Genomic DNA, 21,829 nt, shown 5'->3' on the forward strand with positions numbered 1-21,829 from the left:
CCGATGTCCGTGGTGACGCCTACCCTTGGTCGCATGGAACTTCGCAGGAGCGTGCGGCCGTTCGAGGTCGTCAGCGAGTACTCGCCCTCGGGCGACCAACCGCAGGCGATCGCCGAGCTCACCCAGCGGCTCAACGCCGGTGAGGCCGATGTCGTGCTGCTCGGCGCGACGGGAACGGGCAAGTCCGCGACGACTGCCTGGCTCATCGAACAGGTGCAGCGTCCGACGCTCGTCCTCGCCCACAACAAGACGCTCGCCGCGCAGCTCGCGACCGAGTTCCGCTCGCTGTTGCCGAACAACGCCGTCGAGTACTTCGTCTCGTACTACGACTACTACCAGCCCGAGGCGTACGTCCCGCAGACCGACACCTTCATCGAGAAGGACTCGTCGATCAACGAAGAGGTCGAGCGCCTTCGCCACTCGACCACGAATGCGTTGCTCAGTCGCCGCGACGTCGTCGTCGTCTCGACCGTCTCGTGCATCTACGGCCTCGGCAAGCCCGAGGAGTACTACAACTCGATGACCGCGCTGCAGGTCGGCGACCGCGTCGACCGGCAGGAGCTCATCCGCAAGTTCGTCTCCATGCAGTACACGCGCAACGACGTCGCGTTCCAGCGCGGCACGTTCCGCGTCCGGGGTGACACGATCGAGATCATCCCCATGTACGAGGAGCTCGCGATCCGCGTCGAGCTGTTCGGCGACGAGATCGACGCGATCTCGGCCCTCAATCCGCTCACGGGCGACGTCGTGCGCGAGATGGAGGCCGTGACGGTCTTCCCCGGCTCCCACTACGTCGCGGCCGACGAGGTCATGCGCCGCGCGATGGGCACGATCACCGAGGAGCTGGATGACCGCCTGACGGTGCTCGAACGCGAACAGAAGCTGCTCGAGGCGCAGCGCCTCCGCATGCGCACGAGCTTCGACCTCGAGATGATGGAGCAGATCGGCTTCTGCTCCGGCATCGAGAACTACTCACGCCACATCGACGGCCGGGCCCCGGGCGAGGCGCCGCACTGCCTGCTCGACTACTTCCCCGACGACTTCCTCATGGTCATCGACGAGTCGCACGTGACGGTCCCGCAGATCGGCGCGATGTACGAGGGTGACGCCTCGCGCAAGCGCACGCTCGTCGATCACGGATTCCGACTGCCCTCGGCGCTCGACAACCGCCCGCTCACGTGGGAGGAGTTCAAGGAGCGCGTCGGCCAGACCGTCTACCTCTCGGCGACGCCGGGCAAGTACGAGCTCTCGCAGGCGGACGGCGTCGTCGAGCAGATCATCCGCCCGACCGGTCTCGTCGACCCCGAGATCGTCGTCAAGCCCGCGAAGGGGCAGATCGACGATCTGCTCGAGGAGATCCGGACGCGCGTCGAGCGTGACGAGCGGGTGCTCGTCACGACGCTCACGAAGCGCATGGCGGAAGACCTGACGGAGTTCCTCGGCGAGCACGGCGTGCGGGTGCGCTACCTGCACTCGGACGTCGACACCCTCCGACGCGTCGAGCTGCTGAGCGAGCTCCGGGCGGGCGTCTACGACGTGCTCGTCGGCATCAACCTGCTGCGCGAGGGGCTCGACCTCCCCGAGGTCTCGCTCGTCGCGATCCTCGACGCCGACAAGCAGGGCTTCCTGCGGTCCGCGACCTCGCTCATCCAGACGATCGGCCGCGCGGCGCGAAACGTCTCGGGCGAGGTCCACATGTATGCCGACGAGCGCAGCGACGCCATGAACCAGGCCATCGACGAGACGAACCGGCGGCGCGAGCGGCAGATCGCCTACAACCTCGAACACGGCATCGATCCGCAGCCACTGCGCAAGAAGATCTCCGACATCACCGAGTCGCTCGTGCGCGAGGGGCAGGACACGCAGCAGCTCCTCGCGAAACGCGAGGGCCGCAAGCGCTCGCCGACGCCGACGCTCAAGCGGGAGGGCATCGCGGCCTCGGGGGCGAACGAGCTCGAGGGCATGATCGAGGACCTGAACCAGCAGATGCTCGACGCCGCCGCCGAGCTCAAGTTCGAGCTCGCCGCGCGCCTGCGTGACGAGCTGTCCGAGCTCAAGCGCGATCTGCGGGCGATGGAGAAGGCCGGTCACGCCTGAGCGATCGTCCCCGCCCTGCCCTCCGGCACGGTGTTCGCGTCCAGCGAGGAGCGGAGCAGTCGACCGAACGCGGTCGGCGACTCGAGCGGCACGAGGTGCCCGCACCCGTCGAACAGCACCGGGGCGCGTGATCGGGGGAGCGCCGCCGCGAGCCGATCGGCCTGTTCCACGGGGATCCACGGGTCGTCCGTCCCCCACGCGACGAGAGCGGGTTCGTCCACCTCGCCGAGCCGTCCGACGAGCTCGCGCGTGCGGGCACCGTCGTCGGCGAGCGCGCCGATCTGTCGGACGAACGCGCGTCGACCGTTCGCACCGCGCCACGGTTGCACGAGCGCATCGATCACCTCGGCATCGAGTGGTCGGCGGGGCGCCCCCTGGATGTACGCCCTGACGAGCGCGGCGTGCAGGGGCTCCGGGATGGCACCGAACACGTCCTCGTGATCGGCGACGAGTCGGAAGAAGTCGGACCCCCACGGGTCGAGCAGGACGACGTCGAGCAGCAGCAGCGAGGCGAACGCGCGTCCCGAATCGAGGCGGGCGCCGAGCGCGACCGCACCGCCGATGTCGTGGGCGACGACGTGGGGGCGTCGGAGCTTCCAGTGCTCGAGCAGGCCGGCCAGCCGCGCCGACTGGCTCGCGAGATCGAGGGGTGTCTCGGCCACGGAGATCGATGCGCCGTAGCCGGCCATGTCTCACAGGTGCACGCGGTGGCTGTCGCGCACGGCATCGACCGCGCGATGCCAGACGGCCGACGACCAGGGCGTCCCGTGGCAGAACACGACGTCGCCACGGGACGCTCCGACGGGTTCGACGACGACGGTGTGGAGTGCGACCCCGTCGATCGTGACGAACTCGGTCATGACCGGTGGCGGGAGGGTCGGGAGTGACGGGATGGTCGGCACGGTAGATCTTCAGGTCGACCCGAGGTCAAGCGTCAAGATCGTCGCATGAGGATCGGTGACGCGGCCGCCGCGATCGGGGCATCGCCCCACGTGCTCCGGCACTGGCACGACGAGGGGGTGGTGGTTCCCGATCGGACGCCCTCGGGACGGCGCGAGTACCGACCCGAGCACGTCGAACGCCTCCGCATCGTGCGCGCGTGCCAGGACGCCGGGCTGTCGCTCGCGGAGATCCGCGGTGTGCTCCACCGGGACGAGGCCGGTCGGTCCGAGATCGTCCGAGCGAGGCTCGCCGAGGTCCGGCGGCGACTGGCACACCTCGCCGCGACGGAACGATTCCTCGAGCACGTGCTCGATTGTCGGCACGACCTCGTGTCGGCGTGCGACGAGTGCTCCGACTATGCGCGTCCCGACGGCGCGCGACGCCGAGGCCCCGACGCGATCACTCGGGCGTGATGGATTTCGTCCCGACCATGACCGAGTTCTCCGAACCACCCGATAGTGGGCTCATCGCTTTGAACCAGGCCTGCGCGAACGGGCGCACCTCTTCGACGCGAACGCCGGTCTGGAACTCGTCCGGGACCGGGACGCTGATGGAGCCGCTGCAGTATGCATAGGCCTGCATGTGGAGCCTCGCGTCGGGGACCGCGGCGACGAAGTCGAGCGTCGCCGCCGCCATGTCGGGAAGGCAGGCGGCACCCAACTGGTCGTTGTGGACGTCCACGAGCGACGTCGACGGGGTCCCGCTGCTCAGGTCCGCGAGCGTCCCGTCCGCATGTCCCGCGGCGACGTGTGCGTCCGTATAGACAGGCCCGTCGAGCAGCGGCAGCACGGACTCGGCGGTGGTGAAGAGCGTCGCCGGATCGTCGCTCGACAACCGCACATCGATGTCGATGCGGGGCCCGGAGTGGGTGACGCCCAATGAGACGTCCACCGCGTCACCGAACGGCACGAGCGATTCCGCGAGATCGAGTGCCCCCTGCGTCAACTCCGTCGTCGGTCCGTACGTGTCGAGCGAAAGGGTGAGGCCGAAGGGGAGTCCGGTGTCGATACCGAGCCTGAGCGCTCGCGCGTCGGGGAGATCTGCCATGTATCGCGCCCGCGCCGACTCGACGAGGGACGGCACATCGGTGCCGGGCGCGACCGTGATGTCACCGACGATCGCGTCGGTACGCATGCCCGGATCGGCCGACTCGTACGACAATCGGACGCTGTCGACCCCGGGTTGTTGCGCGAGCCACTCCATGTAGTCGGACGCCTCACCACTGCGGTCGTTCGACGCGTGCAGGATCCACGTGAACACGGAGCATCCGGTGAGTGCCGCGACGCACGCAGCGGCGATCGCCACCGATGCCAGAAGCCTTCGCATGCGACGAGTGTACGAACGTCGTCGTCGGCCGTCGTCACCCGTGGGATGAACGCACCTCGTCCTCGCGACGCACCCGCCGGGCGACGCCCTCGGCGAACCCGGACGTCTCGTGTCCGGGGGCGGACGTACACTGCTTCGGTGGCAGAATCCCTCCAGCCGACCCCCCTCCGCTCCTCGTCCGACACGCTCCGTGTGCAGGGCGCGCGCGTGCACAATCTTCGCAACGTGGACCTCGAGATCCCGCGCGACAGCCTCGTGGTGTTCACCGGGCTGTCCGGCTCGGGCAAGTCATCGCTCGCGTTCGACACGATCTTCGCCGAGGGGCAGCGCCGCTACGTCGAGTCGCTCTCCGCCTACGCGCGGCAGTTCCTCGGCCAGGTCGACCGGCCCGACGTGGACTTCATCGAGGGACTGAGCCCGGCCGTGTCGATCGATCAGAAATCGACGAACCGCAACCCTCGCTCGACGGTCGGCACGATCACCGAGATCTACGACTATCTCCGGCTGCTCTGGGCGCGAATCGGCGTGCCGCACTGCCCGATCTGCGGCGAGGTCATCTCGCGTCAGACCGTGCAGCAGATCGCCGACCGGCTCATGACCCTCGAGGACGGCACCCGCTATCAGGTGCTCGCTCCGGTCGTGCAGCAGAAGAAGGGGGAGTTCGTCGACCTCTTCGCGCAGCTCAGCTCACAGGGCTTCGCGCGTGCGATCGTCGACGGCGAACGCGTCCAGCTCTCGAGCCCGCCCGCACTCAAGAAGTCCTACAAGCACGACATCGCCGTCGTCGTCGACCGCCTCGTCGCGTCACCCGACGGCCTCGATCGGCTCACGGACTCCCTCGAGACCGCCCTGCGCCTCGCGGAGGGCATCGTCCGGATCGACCTCGTCGATGTGGAGGGCGACGAGGGCGTCCTCTCGTTCAGCGAGTTCCTCTCGTGCCCGAACGACCACCCGATCGCCCTCACCGAGATCGAACCGCGCACGTTCTCGTTCAACGCGCCGTTCGGCGCGTGCCAGACGTGCGACGGGCTCGGCACGCGCATGTCGGTGGATCGCGAACTCCTGCTCGACGACGAGGCCGCCTCGATCGCCGACGGCGTCATCCTGCCCTGGAGTTCGCAGGGCAAGAGCCTCTACCAGTACTACGAGCGCCTGCTCGTCGGGCTCAGCGAGGAACTCGACTTCAAGCTCACGACGCCGTGGAACAAGCTCCGTGAGGACGTTCGCGAGGCGATCCTCGACGGCCGCGACTACAAGGTGCGCGTCAAGTACAAGAACCGCTTCGGTCGGCAGATGACCTACGGCTCGGGCTTCGAGGGTGTCATCCCCTACATCGAGCGCCAGTACCGCGAGGCCGACAGTGACGCGACGCGCGCCCGCTGGGCCGAGTACCTCCGCGAGGTACCGTGCCCCGCGTGCGGCGGTGCCAGGCTCCGCCCCGAGGTGCTCGCCGTCAAGGTGCACGGCCGTTCGATCGCCGACGTCACGTGGGACTCGCTCACGGACGCCCTCGAGTTCATGAACACGGTGCAGCTCACCGAGCGCGAGGCGAAGATCGCCGCACAGGTGCTGCGCGAGATCCGTGTGCGCCTCGAGTTCCTCATCGAGGTCGGCCTGTCCTACCTCGATCTCGCGCGCGCCGCCGGCACGCTCTCGGGCGGCGAGGCGCAGCGCATCCGACTCGCGACGCAGATCGGCTCGGGGCTCACGGGCGTGCTCTACGTCCTCGACGAGCCGTCGATCGGGCTGCACCAGCGCGACAACCGGCGACTGATCGATACCCTCGTGAAGCTCCGCGACCTCGGCAACACGCTCGTCGTCGTCGAGCACGACGAGGACACGATCCGGACGGCAGACTGGATCGTCGACATCGGCCCCGGCGCGGGAGAGCACGGCGGCCGCGTCGTGCACTCGGGGGGATACGAGGAGCTGCTCGCGAACCGGGAGTCCGTCACGGGCGACTACCTCGCCGGGCGCCGAGCGATCGAGACACCGGCGAAGCGCCGCAAGATCGACCGCAAGCGTCGCCTGCAGGTCGTCGGGGCGCGCGCGAACAACCTCAAGGACGTCACCGCGACGTTCCCGCTCGGGGTCCTCACCGCCGTGACGGGCGTCTCCGGCTCGGGCAAGTCGAGCCTCGTGAACGACATCCTCTACAAGGTGCTCGCATCGAAGCTCAACGGGGCGCGCACCGTCCCCGGCAAGCACACGCGCGTCACCGGTCTCGACCAGCTCGACAAGGTCGTGCACGTCGACCAGAACCCCATCGGCCGCACCCCGCGCTCGAACCCGGCGACCTACACGGGCGTCTTCGATCGCATCCGCACGCTCTTCGCCGAGACGCCCGAGGCGAAGGTGCGCGGCTACCAGCCCGGCCGCTTCTCGTTCAACGTGAAGGGCGGCCGGTGCGAGGCGTGCTCGGGCGACGGCACGATCAAGATCGAGATGAACTTCCTGCCCGACGTCTACGTCGCGTGCGAGGTGTGCGGCGGTTCGCGCTACAACCGCGAGACGCTCAGCGTGCACTACAAGGGCAAGAACATCGCCGAGGTACTCGACATGCCGATCGCCGAGGCGGCCGACTTCTTCGAGCCGATCACGGCGATCCACCGCTACCTCAAGACGCTGGTCGAGGTCGGCCTCGGCTACGTGCGTCTCGGCCAGTCGGCGACGACCCTCTCGGGCGGCGAGGCCCAGCGCGTGAAGCTCGCGACCGAACTCCAGAAGCGCTCGAACGGTCGCAGCATCTACGTACTCGACGAGCCGACGACGGGGCTGCACTTCGAGGACGTGCGCAAGCTGCTGCTCGTGCTCGGCGGTCTCGTCGACAAGGGCAACACGGTCATCGTCATCGAGCACAACCTCGACGTCATCAAGTCGGCCGATCACGTCATCGACCTCGGCCCCGAGGGTGGATCGGGCGGCGGCGAGATCATCGCGACCGGAACCCCCGAGCAGGTCGCGGCGAACCCGGCGAGCCACACGGGCCGGTTCCTCGCCGAGATCTTCGAACGGGAGTCGGAGGGCGCCAACCGCGAGCTCGTGGCGGGCTGACCGTGGCCGACGAACTCCCGTACCGTCCCCGCACGGGCGACATCCCGACGGCACCCGGCGTCTACCGCTTCCTCGGCCCCGACGGCCGCGTGCTGTACGTGGGCAAGGCGAAGAGCCTGCGCCAGCGTCTCAGCAACTACTTCGCCCCGCTCGCGACGCTCCACGAGCGCACGCGGGCGATGGTGACGAGTGCCGTCGACGTCGAGTGGACCGTCGTCCGGAACGAGACCGAGTCGCTCCAGCTCGAGTACACCTGGATCCAGGAGTTCTCGCCGCCGTTCAACGTGCGCTTCAAGGACGACAAGAGTTACCCGTTCATGGTCGTCACGCTCGCCGACGAAGCGCCTCGCGTCATGGTGTCGCGCAACACCCGCATCCGTGGCGCGAAGTACTTCGGCCCGTATCCGAAGGTGTGGGCGGTGAGCGAGACGATCGACCTCATGGTGCGCGTCTTCCCGGTCCGCACCTGCAACGACGCCGACTACAAGCGCGCCATGACGACGGGCAAGCCGTGCTTCGCGGGCCAGATCGGCCGCTGCGGTGGCCCGTGTTCCGGTCGGCAGACGATCGAGCAGCACCGGCGCACGATCGACGACTTCGTGCGCTTCATGGAGAGCTACGACCGGGCGTTCGTCGAGGACTTCGAGCAGCGCATGCGCGACGCTGCCGCCGCGCAGCGCTACGAGGAGGCCGCCTCGTGGCGCGATCGGATCGCGGCCCTCGAGAACGTGCTCGAACGGTCGACCGTCGTCCTGCCGGACCGCACCGATCTCGACCTCTACGGCATCGTCGAGGACGAGCTCACCGCCTCGATCCAGCTCTTCACGGTGCGCGGCGGCCGCGTGCGCGGTGTGCGCGGCTGGGTCGTCGACAAGGAGCTCGAGCTCGACACGGGAACGCTCGTCCAGCAGACCCTCCAGCAGGTCTACGCGCACGAGGGGCACCGGCCGGCGAGCGAGATCGTCGTGCCCGTCCTCCCGGACGATGCGGAGGCCCTCGGCACGTGGCTCGGCGAGCTGCGCTCGACACGCGTCACGCTGCGGACCGCGCAGCGAGGACCGAAGCGCGAACTGCAGGAAACGGCGACCCTGAACGCGGCGGGCGCCCTCACGCAGTACAAGCTCAAGCGCACGGCCGACTACGTCGCGCGCACCGAGGCGCTCACCGACATCCAGGACGCGCTCGGCATGGACGAGGCGCCCCTGCGCATCGAGAGCTTCGACATCTCGCACCTGCAGGGCACGGGCATCGTCGGCTCGATGGTCGTCTTCGAGGACGGACTGCCGAAGAAGAACCACTATCGCCGATTCAGCATCGCGGAGTCGCGCGACGACACCGACTCGATGCACCAGGTGCTCACGAGGCGACTCGCGTACCTGCGCGAGGACGAGACGGCACCCGCCGCGACGTCGTCGCCTGCCGCGACCGACGCGAGCGACGCGACGGACGCGACCGACGCGGAGGCCGCGGTCGTGCCGGACAAGCGCTCCCGGTTCTCGTATCGCCCCCAGCTGCTCCTCATCGACGGTGGCGCGCCCCAGGTCGCGGCCGCGCAGCGCGCGCTCGACGAATCGGGCGTCGAGGGCATCGCGATCGCCGGCATCGCGAAGCGCCTCGAGGAGCTCTGGCAACCGGGGGAGGAGTTCCCCGTCATCCTGCCGCGCGGCTCCGAGGCCCTGTTCCTCCTGCAGCGCGTACGCGACGAGGCACACCGCTTCGCCATCACGCACCAGCGGACGACCCGCAAGCGCGGACTCGCGACGCAATTGGAGGACGTGCCCGGGCTCGGTCCCGTCCGCGTGCAGACCCTGCTCAAGCACTTCGGCTCCGTGAAGCGGTTGCGCGAGGCCGACGAGGCGACGCTGCTCGAGGCTCCCGGCTTCGGCCCCACGACCGCGCGCGCGATCCTGCAGGTGCTGCACGGCGACGGCGGGGGTCCCGCACCCGGGTAGTCTTGGTGGGCGACACGGCGGCGACGAATCGAGGGCGACATGACTGGCGGGGACAACGAGACCGAGCGCCAGCAACTGGTGATCGTGACCGGCATGTCGGGCGCAGGCCGCTCGACCGCGTGCAAGGCGCTCGAGGACCTCGACTGGTTCGTGGTCGACAACCTGCCGCCCCAGATGATCGTGCCGCTCGTCGAGATCGCGGGGAAGGCGAGTGATTCGATCCCGAAGCTCGCCGTCGCGGTCGACGTGCGCGGCGGCCGGCTGCTCGAGTCGTTCAGTCCCTTCGTAAGTGCCCTGCGCGAGAGCCTCGACGTTCGCGTCCTGTTCCTCGACGCCACCGACGACGCACTCGTCCGGCGCTTCGAATCCGTGCGGCGGCCGCACCCACTCCAATCGGACGGCACGATCCTCGACGGCATCGAGCACGAGCGCGCGCGCCTGCAGGAGATCCGCGAGGCGGCCGACATCGTCATCGACACGTCCGAGCTCAACGTCCACCAGCTCGCGCACCGCATCATCGAGCGGTTCGGTGCGCCCGATCAGCACCGCATCTCACTCACCGTGCAGAGCTTCGGCTTCAAGTACGGCATCCCGACCGACGCCGACGTCGTCGCGGACATGCGATTCCTGCCGAACCCGTTCTGGGAGCCGGAGCTGCGCCAGTTCAACGGTCGGGACGCGCGGGTCTCCGAGTACGTGCTCGGCCAGCCGGGCGCCGCGGAATTCAGCGAGCACTTCATCGAGATGCTCGACCCCGTGCTTCGGGGATACGATCGCGAGAACAAACGTCACGCCACGATCGCGATCGGTTGCACCGGGGGGAAGCACCGATCCGTCGCCATGACGGAGCACATCGCCGCGCAGTTGCGCGGCCGCGACGACGTGACGGTGAGTGTGCGCCACCGCGACCTCGGTCGCGAGTAACGCGTCGCCACGAGCAACAACATCCCCCGAGGAGAGAGGAAATCGGTGACACTCACCGCAGACGTCAAGCACGAGCTGATGCAGGTCCGAGCGAAGACCACCCAGGCACGCGCGGCGGAGGTCGCGTCCCTGCTTCGCTTCGCAGGAGGACTGCAACTCATCTCAGGCCGCATCGCCGTCGAGGCGCAGGTGGACTCGGAGGGGCTCGCACGACGACTCGGCAGGGAGTTGCTCGAGCTGTACGGTGTGCGGGCGAAGATCTCGATCGTCGCCGGGACCGCCGGCCGGCCGGGCGAGAGCTTCCTGCTGCGCGTCATGGACAACGGTGAGACGCTCGCCCGCCAGACGGGCCTCATGGACGCGCGCCGGCGAACCGTGCGCGGACTCCCGAACCGGCTCACGACCGGGAACCGCGAGGACCTGACGGCCGTGTGGCGCGGCGCGTTCCTCGCGGCGGGCTCCCTCACCGACCCGGGCCGCTCGAGCGCGCTCGAGATCATCACGCCCAACAGCGAGTCGGCGATGGCCCTCGTCGGGGCCGCCGGCAGGCTCGGCGTCTCCGCACGCTCGCGCGAGGTCCGCGGCGTGCACCGTGTCGTCATCCGCGACGGCGAGGCGATCTCGACCATGCTGGGGCTCATCGGCGCGACCGCGACGGTCGAGAGCTGGGAGAGCATGCGACAGCGTCGCGAGACGCGCGCGACCGCGAACCGTCTCGTGAACTTCGACGACGCGAACCTCCGCCGCTCGGCCCAGGCCGCGGTCACGGCGTGCGCCCGCGTCGAACGTGCCCTCGAGATCCTCGGTGACGACGCACCCGACCACCTCAAGTACGCCGGACGCCTGCGGCTCGAGCACCGTGACGCATCGCTCGACGAGCTCGGCCGGCACGCCGATCCGCCCATGACGAAGGACGCCGTCGCAGGCCGCATCCGTCGCCTCCTCGCCCTCGCCGACAAGCAGGCGGCGGACGAGAACGTTCCCGGCACCGACGCGAACCTGCCGACCCTGGACGAGATCTGAGTCGGACGGGCCCGGTCGACGCACTTCCCGGCATTCCGGACACCCGTCGACACTAGGCTGACCCCGGGTGCGGTCGTTCGACACCGCCGCACCCGGGATCCGCCCGGTCGGGCGTTCGCGACACGCCGTCGCGGATTCGATCGACGCGGTCCGACGACAGTACGACGAAGGGTCAACTCGTGACGAAGATCGCCATCAACGGATTCGGACGCATCGGTCGCAGCTACGCTCGCGCCCTGCTCCAGGAGAACAACGACCTCGAGCTGGTCGCCATCAACGACCTGACCGACAACCGCACGCTCGCCCACCTGCTCAAGTACGACTCCACCTCCGGCGTCCTCCCGAACGACGTCACGTACGACGAGGAGAACATCTACGTCGACGGCCACCTCATCGACGCGCTCGCCGAGCCCGACCCCGCGAAGCTCCCGTGGAAGGAGCTCGGCGTCGAGATCGTGCTCGAGTGCACGGGCCGCTTCAACGATCCCGCGAAGGCCCGCGCGCACATCGAGGCCGGCGCGAAGAAGGTCATCCTGTCGGCGCCCGCGAAGGGTGACGCCCCCACGTTCGTCTTCGGCGTCAACCACCAGGACTACGACCCCGCGACGGACGACGTGATCTCGAACGCGTCGTGCACGACGAACTGCCTGGCGCCGCTCGTCAAGGTCTTCGACGACGCGTTCGGTATCGAGTCCGGTCTCATGACGACCGTGCACGCCTACACGTCGGACCAGCGCCTGCAGGACGCGCCCCACAGCGACCTCCGCCGTGCCCGTGCCGCGGCACTCAGCATCATCCCGACGTCGACGGGTGCCGCGAAGGCGATCGGGCTCGTCCTGCCCAAGCTCAAGGGTCGCCTCGACGGCTTCGCCCTTCGTGTTCCGGTCGAGACGGGCTCCATCACCGACCTCACGGTCGAGACGTCGCGCGAGCTCACGGTCGACGAGGTGAACGCCGTCTTCCGCGACGCGGCCGACAACGAGTTCAAGGGCATCCTGAAGTACAACGAGGACCCGATCGTCTCGCGCGACATCGTCGGCGAATCGCACTCCAGCATCTTCGACGCACCCCTCACGCGCGTGATCGGCAACCAGGTCAAGATCTCCGCCTGGTACGACAACGAGTGGGGCTACACGGAGCGGCTCATCGACCTGACCGAGTACGTGGCCTCGAAGCTGTAGGACCCCGTCGAACGACCTCCAAGAGAAAGGCCACATCGAATGCCGTTGCGCACACTCGATTCGCTCGGTGACCTGGCGGGGCGGACGGTCATCGTCCGCTGCGACCTGAACGTGCCCCTGAGCGACGGAGCGATCACCGACGACGGGCGCGTCCGCGCCTCGCTGGGCACCATCCAGGCGCTCCGCGACGCCGGTGCGAAGATCGTCGTCATCTCCCACCTCGGACGCCCCAAGGGCGAACCGGACCCGCAGTACTCGCTCGCGCCCGCCGTGACGCGACTCGGCGAGCTGCTCGGTGTCGAGGTCCCGCTCGCGAGCGACACCGTCGGCCCGGACGCGCAGCGACTCGTCGCCTCGCTCGAGAACGGCGGCGTCGTCGCGCTCGAGAACCTCCGCTTCAACCCGGGGGAGACGAGCAAGGACGAGGGCGAGCGGACCGCGTTCGCCGAGCAGCTCGCGGCGCTCGGCGACGCGTTCGTCTCGGACGGCTTCGGGGTCGTCCACCGCCGCCAGGCCTCCGTGTACGAGCTCGCGAAGCTCCTGCCGTCGGCGGCCGGCCTGCTCGTCGCGGCCGAGGTCGATGTGCTCGAACGTCTCACGACGGATGTCGCGCGGCCGTACACGGTCGTCCTCGGTGGCTCGAAGGTCTCCGACAAGCTCGGCGTCATCGAGCATCTGCTCCCGAAGGTCGATTCGCTCGTCATCGGGGGCGGCATGGTCTACACGTTCCTCGCCGCGCAGGGGCACGCCGTGGGCGCCTCGCTGCTCGAGGAGGACCAGATCCCGACCGTGCAGGGCTACTTCGCCGACGCCGCCGAGCGGAACGTCACGATCGTCCTCCCGAGCGACATCGTCGTGGCCGAGCGGTTCGCCGCCGACGCGCCGCACGAGGTCGTCTCGGCCGACGCGATCGAGTCGAGCGCGTTCGGCGCGAGCGGCATCGGCCTCGACATCGGACCGGAGGCGTCCTCGACGTTCGCGGCCGCGATCGAGGCGTCGCACACCGTGTTCTGGAACGGCCCGATGGGCGTGTTCGAGTTCCCTGCGTTCGCGAGCGGGACCCGCGCGGTCGCGGAGGCGCTCACGAAGGTCGACGGCCTCTCGGTCGTCGGTGGCGGCGACTCGGCCGCCGCGGTCCGTACGCTCGGTTTCGCCGATGCGGACTTCGGCCACATTTCTACTGGTGGCGGTGCGAGCCTCGAATTCCTCGAGGGCAAGCGACTGCCGGGACTGGAGGTCCTCGGATGGTGACCACGCGTACCCCGCTCATGGCGGGCAACTGGAAGATGAACTTCGACCACCTGCAGGCGATCGCCTTCGTGCAGAAGCTCGCCTGGACGCTCAAGGACGCGAAGCACGATTACGCGGACGTGGAGGTCGCGGTGTTCCCGCCCTTCACCGATCTGCGCAGCGTGCAAACGCTCGTCGAGGCCGACAAGCTCCCGATCGCGTACGGCGGGCAGGACCTCTCGGAGCACGACGCGGGCGCGTACACGGGCGAGATCAGCGGGCAGTTCCTCGCCGCGCTCGGCAGCCGCTACGTGATCGTCGGCCACTCGGAACGCCGTCAGTACCACGGTGAGGACGATGCGCTGCTCGGCCGTAAGGTCGCCGCCGCGGTCCGCAACGGTGTCGTGCCGGTGCTGTGCGTCGGTGAGACCGCCGAGGACCTCGAGGCGCACGGGGCGGCCGCCGTGCCCGTGCAGCAGCTGCGGGACGCACTCGCGGCCGCGGGCGAGGTCCCGGAGCTCGTCGTCGCGTACGAGCCCGTCTGGGCGATCGGCTCGGGGCAGGCCGCGACGCCCGAGCAGGCACAGACCGTGTGCCGTGCGCTGCGCGACGAGCTGCGCACGGTCGTCGGTGACGAGTTCGCCGATGCCACGCGCATCCTCTACGGCGGTTCGGTGAAGGCCGAGAACATCGCCGGGTTCATGCGCGAGCCCGACGTCGACGGTGCCCTCGTCGGCGGCGCGAGCCTCAAGATCGACGACTTCGCGTCGATCGTGCGCTTCCGCTCACACGTCGGCTCCTGAGCCGTCACCCGATGCCCGGACCGCCTCGTGGTCCGGGCATCGGCGTTCCCGCGAGCTTCCCGAGTGAACCGTCCGGCCGGACGGTTCAGCTTGCCCACGGCCCCTCGGGCGAGGACAATCGAGGAGGGCGCACCGTCCGCCGCACTCCGGGTCGATGCTGCGACCCCGCGGAGGACGACGCCCCCTCCCGGCACGGCGCCGGGACGACTCGAGCCGCGCAGCGGCAGAATCAGAGGGATACCCGATGACCACGACCGAGCAGCACGTGACGCAGACGTCGGAACTGCAGGACAAGGCCCGCGACCACCTGTGGATGCACTTCACCCGCCAGTCGACGATGGCCGAACAGGGCGTCCCGATCATCGTCCGCGGTGAGGGCCATCACATCTGGGACGCCGCGGGCCGCCGCTACTTCGACGGCCTGTCGGGCCTCTTCGTCGTGAACGCCGGCCACGGCCGTCGTCGGCTGGCCGAGGCCGCCGCGAAGCAGGCCTCCGAGCTCGCCTACTTCCCGCTCTGGTCCTACGCACACCCCGCCGCGATCGAACTCGCCGCGCGCCTCGCCGACCTCGCGCCCGGATCGCTCAACCGCGTCTTCTTCACGAGCGGCGGCGGCGAGGCCGTCGAGACCGCCTTCAAGCTCGCGAAGAACTACTTCAAGCTCACGGGCCGGCCGGGTAAGCACAAGGTCATCTCGCGCGCCGTGGCCTACCACGGCACCACGCAGGGTGCACTCGCGATCACGGGGCTCCCGGGCATCAAGGCCCAGTTCGAGCCCGTCACGCCCGGCGGTTTCCGCGTACCGAACACGAACCTGTACCGCGCGAGCGAGATGGGGGCGCCGACCGATCCCGTCGAGTTCGGTCGCTGGGCCGCGGACCGCATCGAGGAGCAGATCCTCTTCGAGGGCCCCGACACGGTCGCCGCCGTGTTCCTCGAGCCGGTACAGAACTCGGGTGGCTGCTTCCCGCCCCCTCCCGGCTACTTCGAGCGCGTGCGCGAGATCTGCGACCGGCACGACGTCCTGCTCGTCTCCGACGAGGTGATCTGTGCGTTCGGCCGCATCGGGCACACGTTCGCGTGCGAGCAGTACGGCTACGAGCCCGACATCATCACGTGCGCGAAGGGCATCACGAGCGGGTACGCACCCCTCGGTGCCGCGATCGTGAGCGACCGCGTCTACGAGCCGTTCGCGACGGGCACGGAATCGTTCGCGCACGGTTACACCTTCGGTGGCCACCCGGTCTCGTGCGCCGTCGCGCTCGAGAACCTCGACATCTTCGAGGAGGAGGGGCTGAACGAGAACGTGCGCACGAACTCGCCGCTCTTCCGCGCCGAACTCGAGAAGCTGCTCGACATCCCGATCGTCGGCGATGTCCGCGGTGACGGCTACTTCTTCGGCATCGAACTCGTGAAGGACACGGACACGCGTCAGACGTTCTCGGACGACGAGGCGGAGCGTCTGCTCCGTGGCTTCCTGTCGGGCGCGCTGTACGACGCGGGCATCTACTGCCGCGCCGACGACCGGGGCGACCCCGTCATCCAGCTCGCCCCGCCGCTGACAATCGGTCCCGCCGAGTTCACCGAGATCGGGCAGATGCTGCGCGGTGTGCTCGAGGAGGCCTCGAACCGGCTCTGAGCCCACCCGACCGCGTCGCGGACCGCGGCGGGCCGTCCTCGCCTATACTTGAGGGCGGTCCGTCCGCGGTCCGTTTCGTCTTCCGCCCTCGAGAGGTTGTTCGTGGATATCGTCCTCGTGGTACTCCAGGTGCTGCTGGCCATCACCAGCGTGCTCCTGATCCTGTTCGTTCTGCTGCACCGCGGTCGCGGCGGCGGGCTCTCCGACATGTTCGGCGGTGGCGTGACGAGCAACATCGGCTCCTCCGGTGTCGCGGAGAAGAACCTCAACCGGATCACGGTGTGGCTCGCGATCATCTGGGTCCTGTGCATCGTGTTCATGGGCCTCATCATCAAGCTCCAGTCGGGGGTGTGACCGTGGCTCAGGGAGGCAGCGCCATCCGCGGTTCGCGCGTCGGTTCGGGCCCCATGGGGGAGATGGACCACGGCGTCCACGCCGAACGCATCCTCGTTCGGTACTGGGACGCGCTCGGCAACGAGACCGTCCGGTACTTCTCGGCCGAGGTCGCCGACGCCGACATCCCGGAGATCATCGACTGCCCCGTCTCGGGTCTGCCCGCGGGGCGCGACAAGGACAACCCGCCGTCGGAATCGCGCAACGAGCCCTACAAGACGCACCTCGCCTACGTGAAGGAGCGTCGCACGGACGAGGAGGGCGAGCAGCTCCTCCAGGAGGCGCTGCAGAAGCTCCGCGAGCGTCGTGGCACGCTCAAGCGTTCGGAGAAGTAGCCCTCGAGCATTCGATCCCGCCCCGCCCGGCCGTCGTGCCGCGCGGGGCGTGTTCGTCCCGCCCGCACGTTCGTGCTCGGCGCGGGAACGGGGTCAGCCGCGGGAGAGGCGCGATCCGCCGTAGCGGCGGTGCACGGCCTGTCGCGACACGCCCAGGGCCGCGGCGATCCCCGCCCAGCTGACTCCCGCGATGCGGGCGCGCCGCACGGCCACCGCCTCCCGTCGTGCCAGCTCGCGTGAGAGCTGTGCGGTCGCGCTGAGCGCGCGCAGCGGGTCGTCGTCGTCCGCCTGTTCCACGAACATGGTCATCGTCGTCACGTCCATCCGTCGGCTCCGTCCACCTGTGTCAATGCATGTTGACACTCGGTCGACGGCGGACGCAACGGAATCACCGTATTCGCGGCGCGGTCTCAGTCGGCGAGCGCCGTTCGGGCCGCCTCGTCGACGACGAACAGCGTCTCGTCGGTGCCGCGCACCGCACCGAGCGGGCTCGTCCGCGCGTCCACGCCGGGGGTGAGCGCCACGCGCAGCGCCTCGGCCTTGCCCTCGCCCGTGACGATCGCCCACACGCGCTGCGCGGCGTCGATCGCGTCGAACGTGAGCGTCACGCGCTCCGGCGGGGGCTTGGGGGAGTCGGCGACCGCGACGACGACACGTCCCGCGATGGCCTCCGGGTCCCGGCCGGGGAAGAGGGAGGCCGTGTGGCCGTCCGGGCCCGCACCGAGCAGGACGAGGTCCAACGAGGGCAGTGCGCCGGGCGTCCTGGAGCGCGGCGGCACGTTGACGCGCAGCTCGCGCTCGTACGCCGCCGCGGCTTCGTCGAGCGAGACGCCGATCTCGCTCGACAGGGTGGAGTGCAGGTGGGTCGGGACGAAGCCCTTCGCGCCACGCAGCACGCTGGCGACGGCCGCGGCGTTCCGATCGTCGTGGCCTCGCGGAACGAAGCGTTCGTCGGCGAACCAGACGTGCACGTGCGACCAGTCGACGCCGGCACCGTCGGCCGCGGCGACGATCGCCGGCATGACGGACGTCGCGACCGAGCCCCCCGACACGGCGATGTGCGTCTCCGCCGGCGCGTCCTCGCGGGGCTCCACGAGGCCGCGCTCGGTGGCGAAGCGGACGAAGCGCTCGGCCGTGAGCCGTGCCGCGTCGGCCGCGTCGGTACCCGTGACGATCTCGCGCTCGACGGTCATTCCGCGCGCTCCCGACACAGCTCCGGCACGCCCCGCTGCAACACCTCGCCGTAGATCCGATCGGGCGCGAGCGAGCGGAGCTCCTCGGTGAGCACGTCCGTGAGGTCACGCACGGGCATCGGGATGTACTGCTCCGGCTGCCCGGGCTGCGTCAGGCGAACCGTCGAGTCGGCCACCCGGTCGAGCTCGATCGTGCCCGACTCGCGCACGAGTCGGACGGTCTGGAGGCCGGAGGTCCGATTGCGCGAGCCGTCCTCGCTGTGCTGCAGCGTGACGGGCACGCGCAGCGCGAGCTCGAGCCACGCCGCCATGAGCACGGCCGACGACGAGTCGGCTCGGCCGACGACCTCCACCGACAGGACCGGCTCGAACGGCGGCTGATCGAGAACCGCCGCGAGTTGCGCTCGCCACATCGTAAGGCGCGTCCACGCGAGATCGGAATCCCCGGGCTCGAAGCCGTCGCCGAGGCGCTCGAGCGCCGCGACGGGGTCCTGCTCGTCACGGGAATCCGAGATGCGCAATTGCGCGATGCGCCCGAGCGACGAGCTCGCGGGGGAGCCGAGCACCTCGTCGGGCCACCATGCGACGACGGGCGCGTCGGGCAGCAGCAGGGCCTGCACGAGCGTCTCCGTGTCGGCCGCCGCGGCGCCGGACACGTGCAGCACGACGACGTCGCTCGCGCCCGCGTCACCGCCCACGCGGATCTCCGCGTCGACGCGTGCGCGCTCGCTGTCGGGCGCGACGACGTCGACGACGATGACGCGCATGGGGTGCTCACCGGAGGCCGCGTTCGCGGCCGACACGGCGGCCTCGTGCATACGCTTCGTCGTCATGATGACGAGCGTCAGCACGCGGCCGAGTGCGACGACGCCCCCCTCCTCGCGCACCGAGAGGAGTCGCTTCGCGACCGCGCTCGTCGTGGTGTCCTGCATCTCGATGATCACGGGCGCCTCCAGACGCGTCCATCACGGGCCATGAGGGCCGTCGCCGATTCGGGGCCCCACGTTCCGGGTGCGTAGGTCTCGGGTCGTCCGCCGGACGCCCAGAACTCCTCGACCGGGTCGAGGATCTTCCACGACAGCTCGACCTCTTCGTGGCGCGGGAAGAGCGGCGGGTCGCCGAGCAGCACGTCGAGGATGAGCCGTTCGTACGCCTCGGGGCTGGACTCCGTGAACGCGTGGCCGTAGCCGAAGTCCATCGTCACGTCGCGGACCTGCATGCCGGCGCCCGGAACCTTCGAGCCGAAGCGGATCGTGATGCCCTCGTCCGGCTGCACGCGGATGACGAGTGCGTTCGGGCCGAGCGACGCGCGCTGTGACGGGTCGAAGAGGTACTCGGGGCCGTTCTTGAACGTGACCGCGATCTCGGTCACGCGGCGACCGAGCCGTTTGCCGGTTCGGACGTAGAACGGCACGCCGCGCCAGCGGCGCGAATCGAGCTCGAGGCGGAGCGCCGCGTACGTCTCGGTCGTCGAGTGGGGGTTCATGCCCTCCTCCTCGAGGAAGCCGCGCACGTACTCGCCGCCCTGCCATCCGGAACCGTACTGGCCGCGGGCGGTACCGAGCGAGAGATCGGCGGGCAGGCGGACCGCGGCGAGCGCCTTCTCCTTCTCGGCGCGCAGGTCCTTCGCGTTGAACGACAGCGGCTCCTCCATCGCGGTGAGCGCGAGCAGCTGCAGGAGGTGGTTCTGGATGACGTCACGGGCCGCACCGACGCCGTCGTAGTACCCGGCCCGGCCGGACACGCCGATGTCCTCGGCCATCGTGATCTGCACGTGGTCGACGCTGTTCGCGTTCCAGAGCGGCTCGAACATCTGGTTCGCGAAGCGCACCGCGAGGATGTTCTGCACCGTCTCCTTCCCGAGGTAGTGGTCGATGCGGAAGATCGCGTCGCTCGGGAAGACGGATTCGACGATCGCGTTGAGTTCACGCGCCGACTCGAGGTCGTGCCCGAAGGGCTTCTCGATGATGACGCGACGCCAGGCGTCGTCCCGTTGCTCGGCGAGCCCGGCGCGCCGGAGCTGCGTCGTGACCTCGGAGAACGAGCGCGGGGGGATCGACAGGTAGAACGCGTGGTTGCCCCGCGTCCCGCGTTCGCGGTCGAGCTCCTCGAGGGTGCCCGAGAGTCGGTCGAACGCGTCGGCGTCGTCGAACTCACCGCGCACGAATCGGATGCCGCGCGCGAGTTCGCGCCACGCCTCCTCCGAGAACTCGGTGCGCGCGTGCTGGCGCACGTTCTCGAGGACGAACTGTCGGAACTCGTCGTCGCTCCAGTCACGTCGCGCGAAGCCGACGAGACCGAACGAGGGGGAGAGCAGACCGCGATTGGCGAGGTCGTAGATCGCCGGGAGCAGCTTCTTCCGGGAGAGGTCACCCGTGACACCGAAGATGACGATGCTCGAGGGGCCTGCGATCCGCGGGAGGCGACGGTCGTCGCTCGAACGGAGGGGGTTGTGGTCAGGGGAGATGTCGACCGGGGTCACGTATTGCCTCTTGCCTCTCGTCGATGGCCTGGCTGCGCCGCTCGGGCGCTCGCTGTGCGCGCGGCCGTGCCGCGCGTGGCCCGCCGGGACCGATCGGTCCCGGCGGGCTCGCTGGGCCCCTAGGCCGTCGCGCGCGCCTCGTCGAGGCCGGTGCGAACCGTGTCGCGGAGTTCCTCCCACGAGACGATGAACTTGTCGACACCCTCCGTCTCGAGCACGCCCACGACGTCGTCGTAGTCGATGCCGAGCTCGGCGAGGTCGTCGAGCAGCTGGTTCGCGTCGTGCGCGGTGCCCTCGATCGTGTTCCCGGTCACGACGCCGTGGTCGGCGAGCGCGTCGAGCGTCTTCTCCGGCATCGTGTTGACGGTCTCCGGCGCGACGAGCTCGGTCACGTAGAGCGTGTCGGGAAGCGCCGGGTCCTTGACACCGGTCGACGCCCACAGGGGACGCTGACGGTTCGCACCCTCGGCGACGAGGAGCGTCGCACGCTCGCTGCCGAACGCCTCCTCGAACACCTGGTAGGCGAGGCGGGCGTTCGCGAGCGCGGCCTTCGAGCGCAGCTCGGCCGCACGGGGCGTGTCGAGCGCGTCGAGACGCTTGTCGACCTCGACGTCCACGCGCGACACGAAGAACGACGCGACCGAGTGGATGTTCGCGAGCGCGTTCCCGCGCTCGCGCGCGAGCTCGAGCCCGGTCAGGTAGGCGTTGATGACCTCGCGGTAGCGGTCGAGCGAGAAGATGAGCGTCACGTTCACGCTGATGCCCGAGGCGATGACCTCGGTGATCGCCGGGAGCCCCTCGGCCGTGGCGGGGATCTTGATGAGCGCGTTCGGCCGGTCGACCGTCGCCCACAGACGCTTCGCCTCGTCGATCGTGGCCTGCGTGTCACGCGCGAGCGTGGGCGAGACCTCGATCGAGACGCGACCGTCGACGCCGTTCGTCCGCTCGAACACGGGCGCGAACACGTCGCACGCGTCACGCACGTCGTCCGTCGTGATCGTGAAGATCGCCTCGTCCACGTCCGTGCCCGCGGCGGCGAGCTCGGCGAGCTGCGCCCCGTAGGTCGTGCCCTTGGCGAGCGCGCCAGCGAAGATCGTGGGGTTGGTGGTCACGCCGACGACGTCCTTCGAGTCGATGAGCGCGGCGAGCGTGCCGGACTGGAGCCGGTCGCGGGAGAGGTCGTCCAGCCAGATGCTGACGCCCTGCTCGGAGAGTGCCTTCGTGGGTGTCTCGGTCATGCGTTCCTCACGTTGAT

General features: G+C 69.5%; 20 protein-coding genes. 12 read left to right on the forward strand and 8 right to left on the reverse strand.

The window, feature by feature from the left end; genetic code table 11:
* Window positions 1-33 precede the first annotated feature (33 nt).
* Window positions 34-2,097 (forward strand): excinuclease ABC subunit UvrB, encoded by a 2,064-nt coding sequence (gene uvrB / locus HNR16_RS06900; RefSeq protein ID WP_158040281.1) that lies wholly within the window; start codon window positions 34-36, stop codon window positions 2,095-2,097.
* Here the strand turns inward: uvrB and HNR16_RS06905 are convergent.
* The gene (locus tag HNR16_RS06905) at window positions 2,088-2,786 is read right to left on the reverse strand and encodes an alpha/beta fold hydrolase (RefSeq protein ID WP_225737828.1); all 699 of its coding nucleotides are present in this window, start codon (window positions 2,784-2,786) and stop codon (window positions 2,088-2,090) included. The genes uvrB and HNR16_RS06905 overlap by 10 nt on opposite strands.
* Window positions 2,787-2,789: 3 nt before the next feature.
* Window positions 2,790-2,957: an alpha/beta fold hydrolase gene (locus tag HNR16_RS17815; RefSeq protein WP_218868398.1), complete on the reverse strand. Its 168-nt coding sequence runs from the start codon at window positions 2,955-2,957 to the stop codon at window positions 2,790-2,792.
* Window positions 2,958-3,044: 87 nt separating this feature from the next.
* Between HNR16_RS17815 and HNR16_RS06910 the strand changes: the two genes are divergently transcribed.
* Window positions 3,045-3,452, forward strand: coding sequence for a MerR family transcriptional regulator (locus HNR16_RS06910; RefSeq protein WP_158040280.1), 408 nt, complete (start codon window positions 3,045-3,047; stop codon window positions 3,450-3,452).
* Here the strand turns inward: HNR16_RS06910 and HNR16_RS06915 are convergent.
* Window positions 3,439-4,365, reverse strand: a complete 927-nt coding sequence (locus HNR16_RS06915) for a hypothetical protein (protein WP_158040279.1) — start codon at window positions 4,363-4,365, stop codon at window positions 3,439-3,441. The two genes, HNR16_RS06910 and HNR16_RS06915, sit on opposite strands and share 14 nt — an antisense overlap.
* Window positions 4,366-4,503: 138 nt before the next feature.
* Between HNR16_RS06915 and uvrA the strand changes: the two genes are divergently transcribed.
* The 10 genes from uvrA to HNR16_RS06965 all read left to right on the forward strand — a co-directional run bounded on the left by uvrA (window position 4,504) and on the right by HNR16_RS06965 (window position 16,899).
* Window positions 4,504-7,419 (forward strand): excinuclease ABC subunit UvrA, encoded by a 2,916-nt coding sequence (uvrA, locus tag HNR16_RS06920; RefSeq protein ID WP_225737827.1) that lies wholly within the window; start codon window positions 4,504-4,506, stop codon window positions 7,417-7,419.
* Between the two features lie 2 nt (window positions 7,420-7,421).
* Window positions 7,422-9,371: an excinuclease ABC subunit UvrC gene (gene uvrC / locus HNR16_RS06925; protein ID WP_158040277.1), complete on the forward strand. Its 1,950-nt coding sequence runs from the start codon at window positions 7,422-7,424 to the stop codon at window positions 9,369-9,371.
* A gap of 39 nt (window positions 9,372-9,410) precedes the next feature.
* Window positions 9,411-10,295 (forward strand): RNase adapter RapZ, encoded by an 885-nt coding sequence (rapZ, locus tag HNR16_RS06930; RefSeq protein ID WP_158040276.1) that lies wholly within the window; start codon window positions 9,411-9,413, stop codon window positions 10,293-10,295.
* Between the two features lie 45 nt (window positions 10,296-10,340).
* Entirely contained in the window at window positions 10,341-11,318 is a 978-nt protein-coding gene (gene whiA, locus HNR16_RS06935; protein WP_158040275.1) for a DNA-binding protein WhiA, read from the forward strand.
* A 179-nt stretch (window positions 11,319-11,497) separates the two neighbouring features.
* Complete coding sequence (gap, locus tag HNR16_RS06940; RefSeq protein WP_158040274.1) at window positions 11,498-12,499, forward strand: type I glyceraldehyde-3-phosphate dehydrogenase; 1,002 nt, start codon at window positions 11,498-11,500, stop codon at window positions 12,497-12,499.
* 39 nt (window positions 12,500-12,538) lie between these two features.
* Window positions 12,539-13,750, forward strand: a complete 1,212-nt coding sequence (locus HNR16_RS06945) for a phosphoglycerate kinase (protein WP_158040273.1) — start codon at window positions 12,539-12,541, stop codon at window positions 13,748-13,750.
* Entirely contained in the window at window positions 13,744-14,532 is a 789-nt protein-coding gene (gene tpiA / locus HNR16_RS06950) for a triose-phosphate isomerase (RefSeq protein ID WP_158040272.1), read from the forward strand. The genes HNR16_RS06945 and tpiA overlap by 7 nt, the downstream gene beginning before the upstream one ends.
* Before the next feature lie 244 nt (window positions 14,533-14,776).
* Window positions 14,777-16,171 (forward strand): aspartate aminotransferase family protein, encoded by a 1,395-nt coding sequence (locus tag HNR16_RS06955; RefSeq protein WP_158040271.1) that lies wholly within the window; start codon window positions 14,777-14,779, stop codon window positions 16,169-16,171.
* Between the two features lie 102 nt (window positions 16,172-16,273).
* Window positions 16,274-16,525 (forward strand): preprotein translocase subunit SecG, encoded by a 252-nt coding sequence (secG, locus tag HNR16_RS06960; RefSeq protein ID WP_158040270.1) that lies wholly within the window; start codon window positions 16,274-16,276, stop codon window positions 16,523-16,525.
* Window positions 16,526-16,527: 2 nt separating this feature from the next.
* Complete coding sequence (locus HNR16_RS06965; RefSeq protein ID WP_158040269.1) at window positions 16,528-16,899, forward strand: RNA polymerase-binding protein RbpA; 372 nt, start codon at window positions 16,528-16,530, stop codon at window positions 16,897-16,899.
* Between the two features lie 93 nt (window positions 16,900-16,992).
* Here HNR16_RS06965 and HNR16_RS06970 read toward each other — a convergent pair whose 3' ends face one another.
* The 5 genes from HNR16_RS06970 to tal all read right to left on the reverse strand — a co-directional run bounded on the left by HNR16_RS06970 (window position 16,993) and on the right by tal (window position 21,812).
* A complete protein-coding gene (locus tag HNR16_RS06970; RefSeq protein ID WP_158040268.1) occupies window positions 16,993-17,223 on the reverse strand; it encodes a hypothetical protein in 231 nt (76 codons plus the stop codon).
* An 86-nt stretch (window positions 17,224-17,309) separates the two neighbouring features.
* Window positions 17,310-18,092 carry a 6-phosphogluconolactonase gene (pgl, locus tag HNR16_RS06975; RefSeq protein WP_158040267.1) on the reverse strand — a complete coding sequence of 261 codons (783 nt, stop codon included), beginning with the start codon at window positions 18,090-18,092 and terminating at the stop codon, window positions 17,310-17,312.
* Entirely contained in the window at window positions 18,089-19,036 is a 948-nt protein-coding gene (locus tag HNR16_RS06980) for a glucose-6-phosphate dehydrogenase assembly protein OpcA (RefSeq protein ID WP_158040266.1), read from the reverse strand. Before HNR16_RS06980 ends, pgl begins: the two co-directional genes overlap by 4 nt.
* The gene (zwf, locus tag HNR16_RS06985) at window positions 19,033-20,574 is read right to left on the reverse strand and encodes a glucose-6-phosphate dehydrogenase (protein WP_158040265.1); all 1,542 of its coding nucleotides are present in this window, start codon (window positions 20,572-20,574) and stop codon (window positions 19,033-19,035) included. The genes HNR16_RS06980 and zwf overlap by 4 nt, the downstream gene beginning before the upstream one ends.
* Before the next feature lie 119 nt (window positions 20,575-20,693).
* Complete coding sequence (gene tal, locus HNR16_RS06990) at window positions 20,694-21,812, reverse strand: transaldolase (protein WP_158040264.1); 1,119 nt, start codon at window positions 21,810-21,812, stop codon at window positions 20,694-20,696.
* Window positions 21,813-21,829 lie beyond the last annotated feature (17 nt).

The sequence above is a fragment of the Pseudoclavibacter chungangensis genome, from assembly GCF_013410545.1.
Lineage (GTDB): Bacteria > Actinomycetota > Actinomycetes > Actinomycetales > Microbacteriaceae > Pseudoclavibacter > Pseudoclavibacter chungangensis.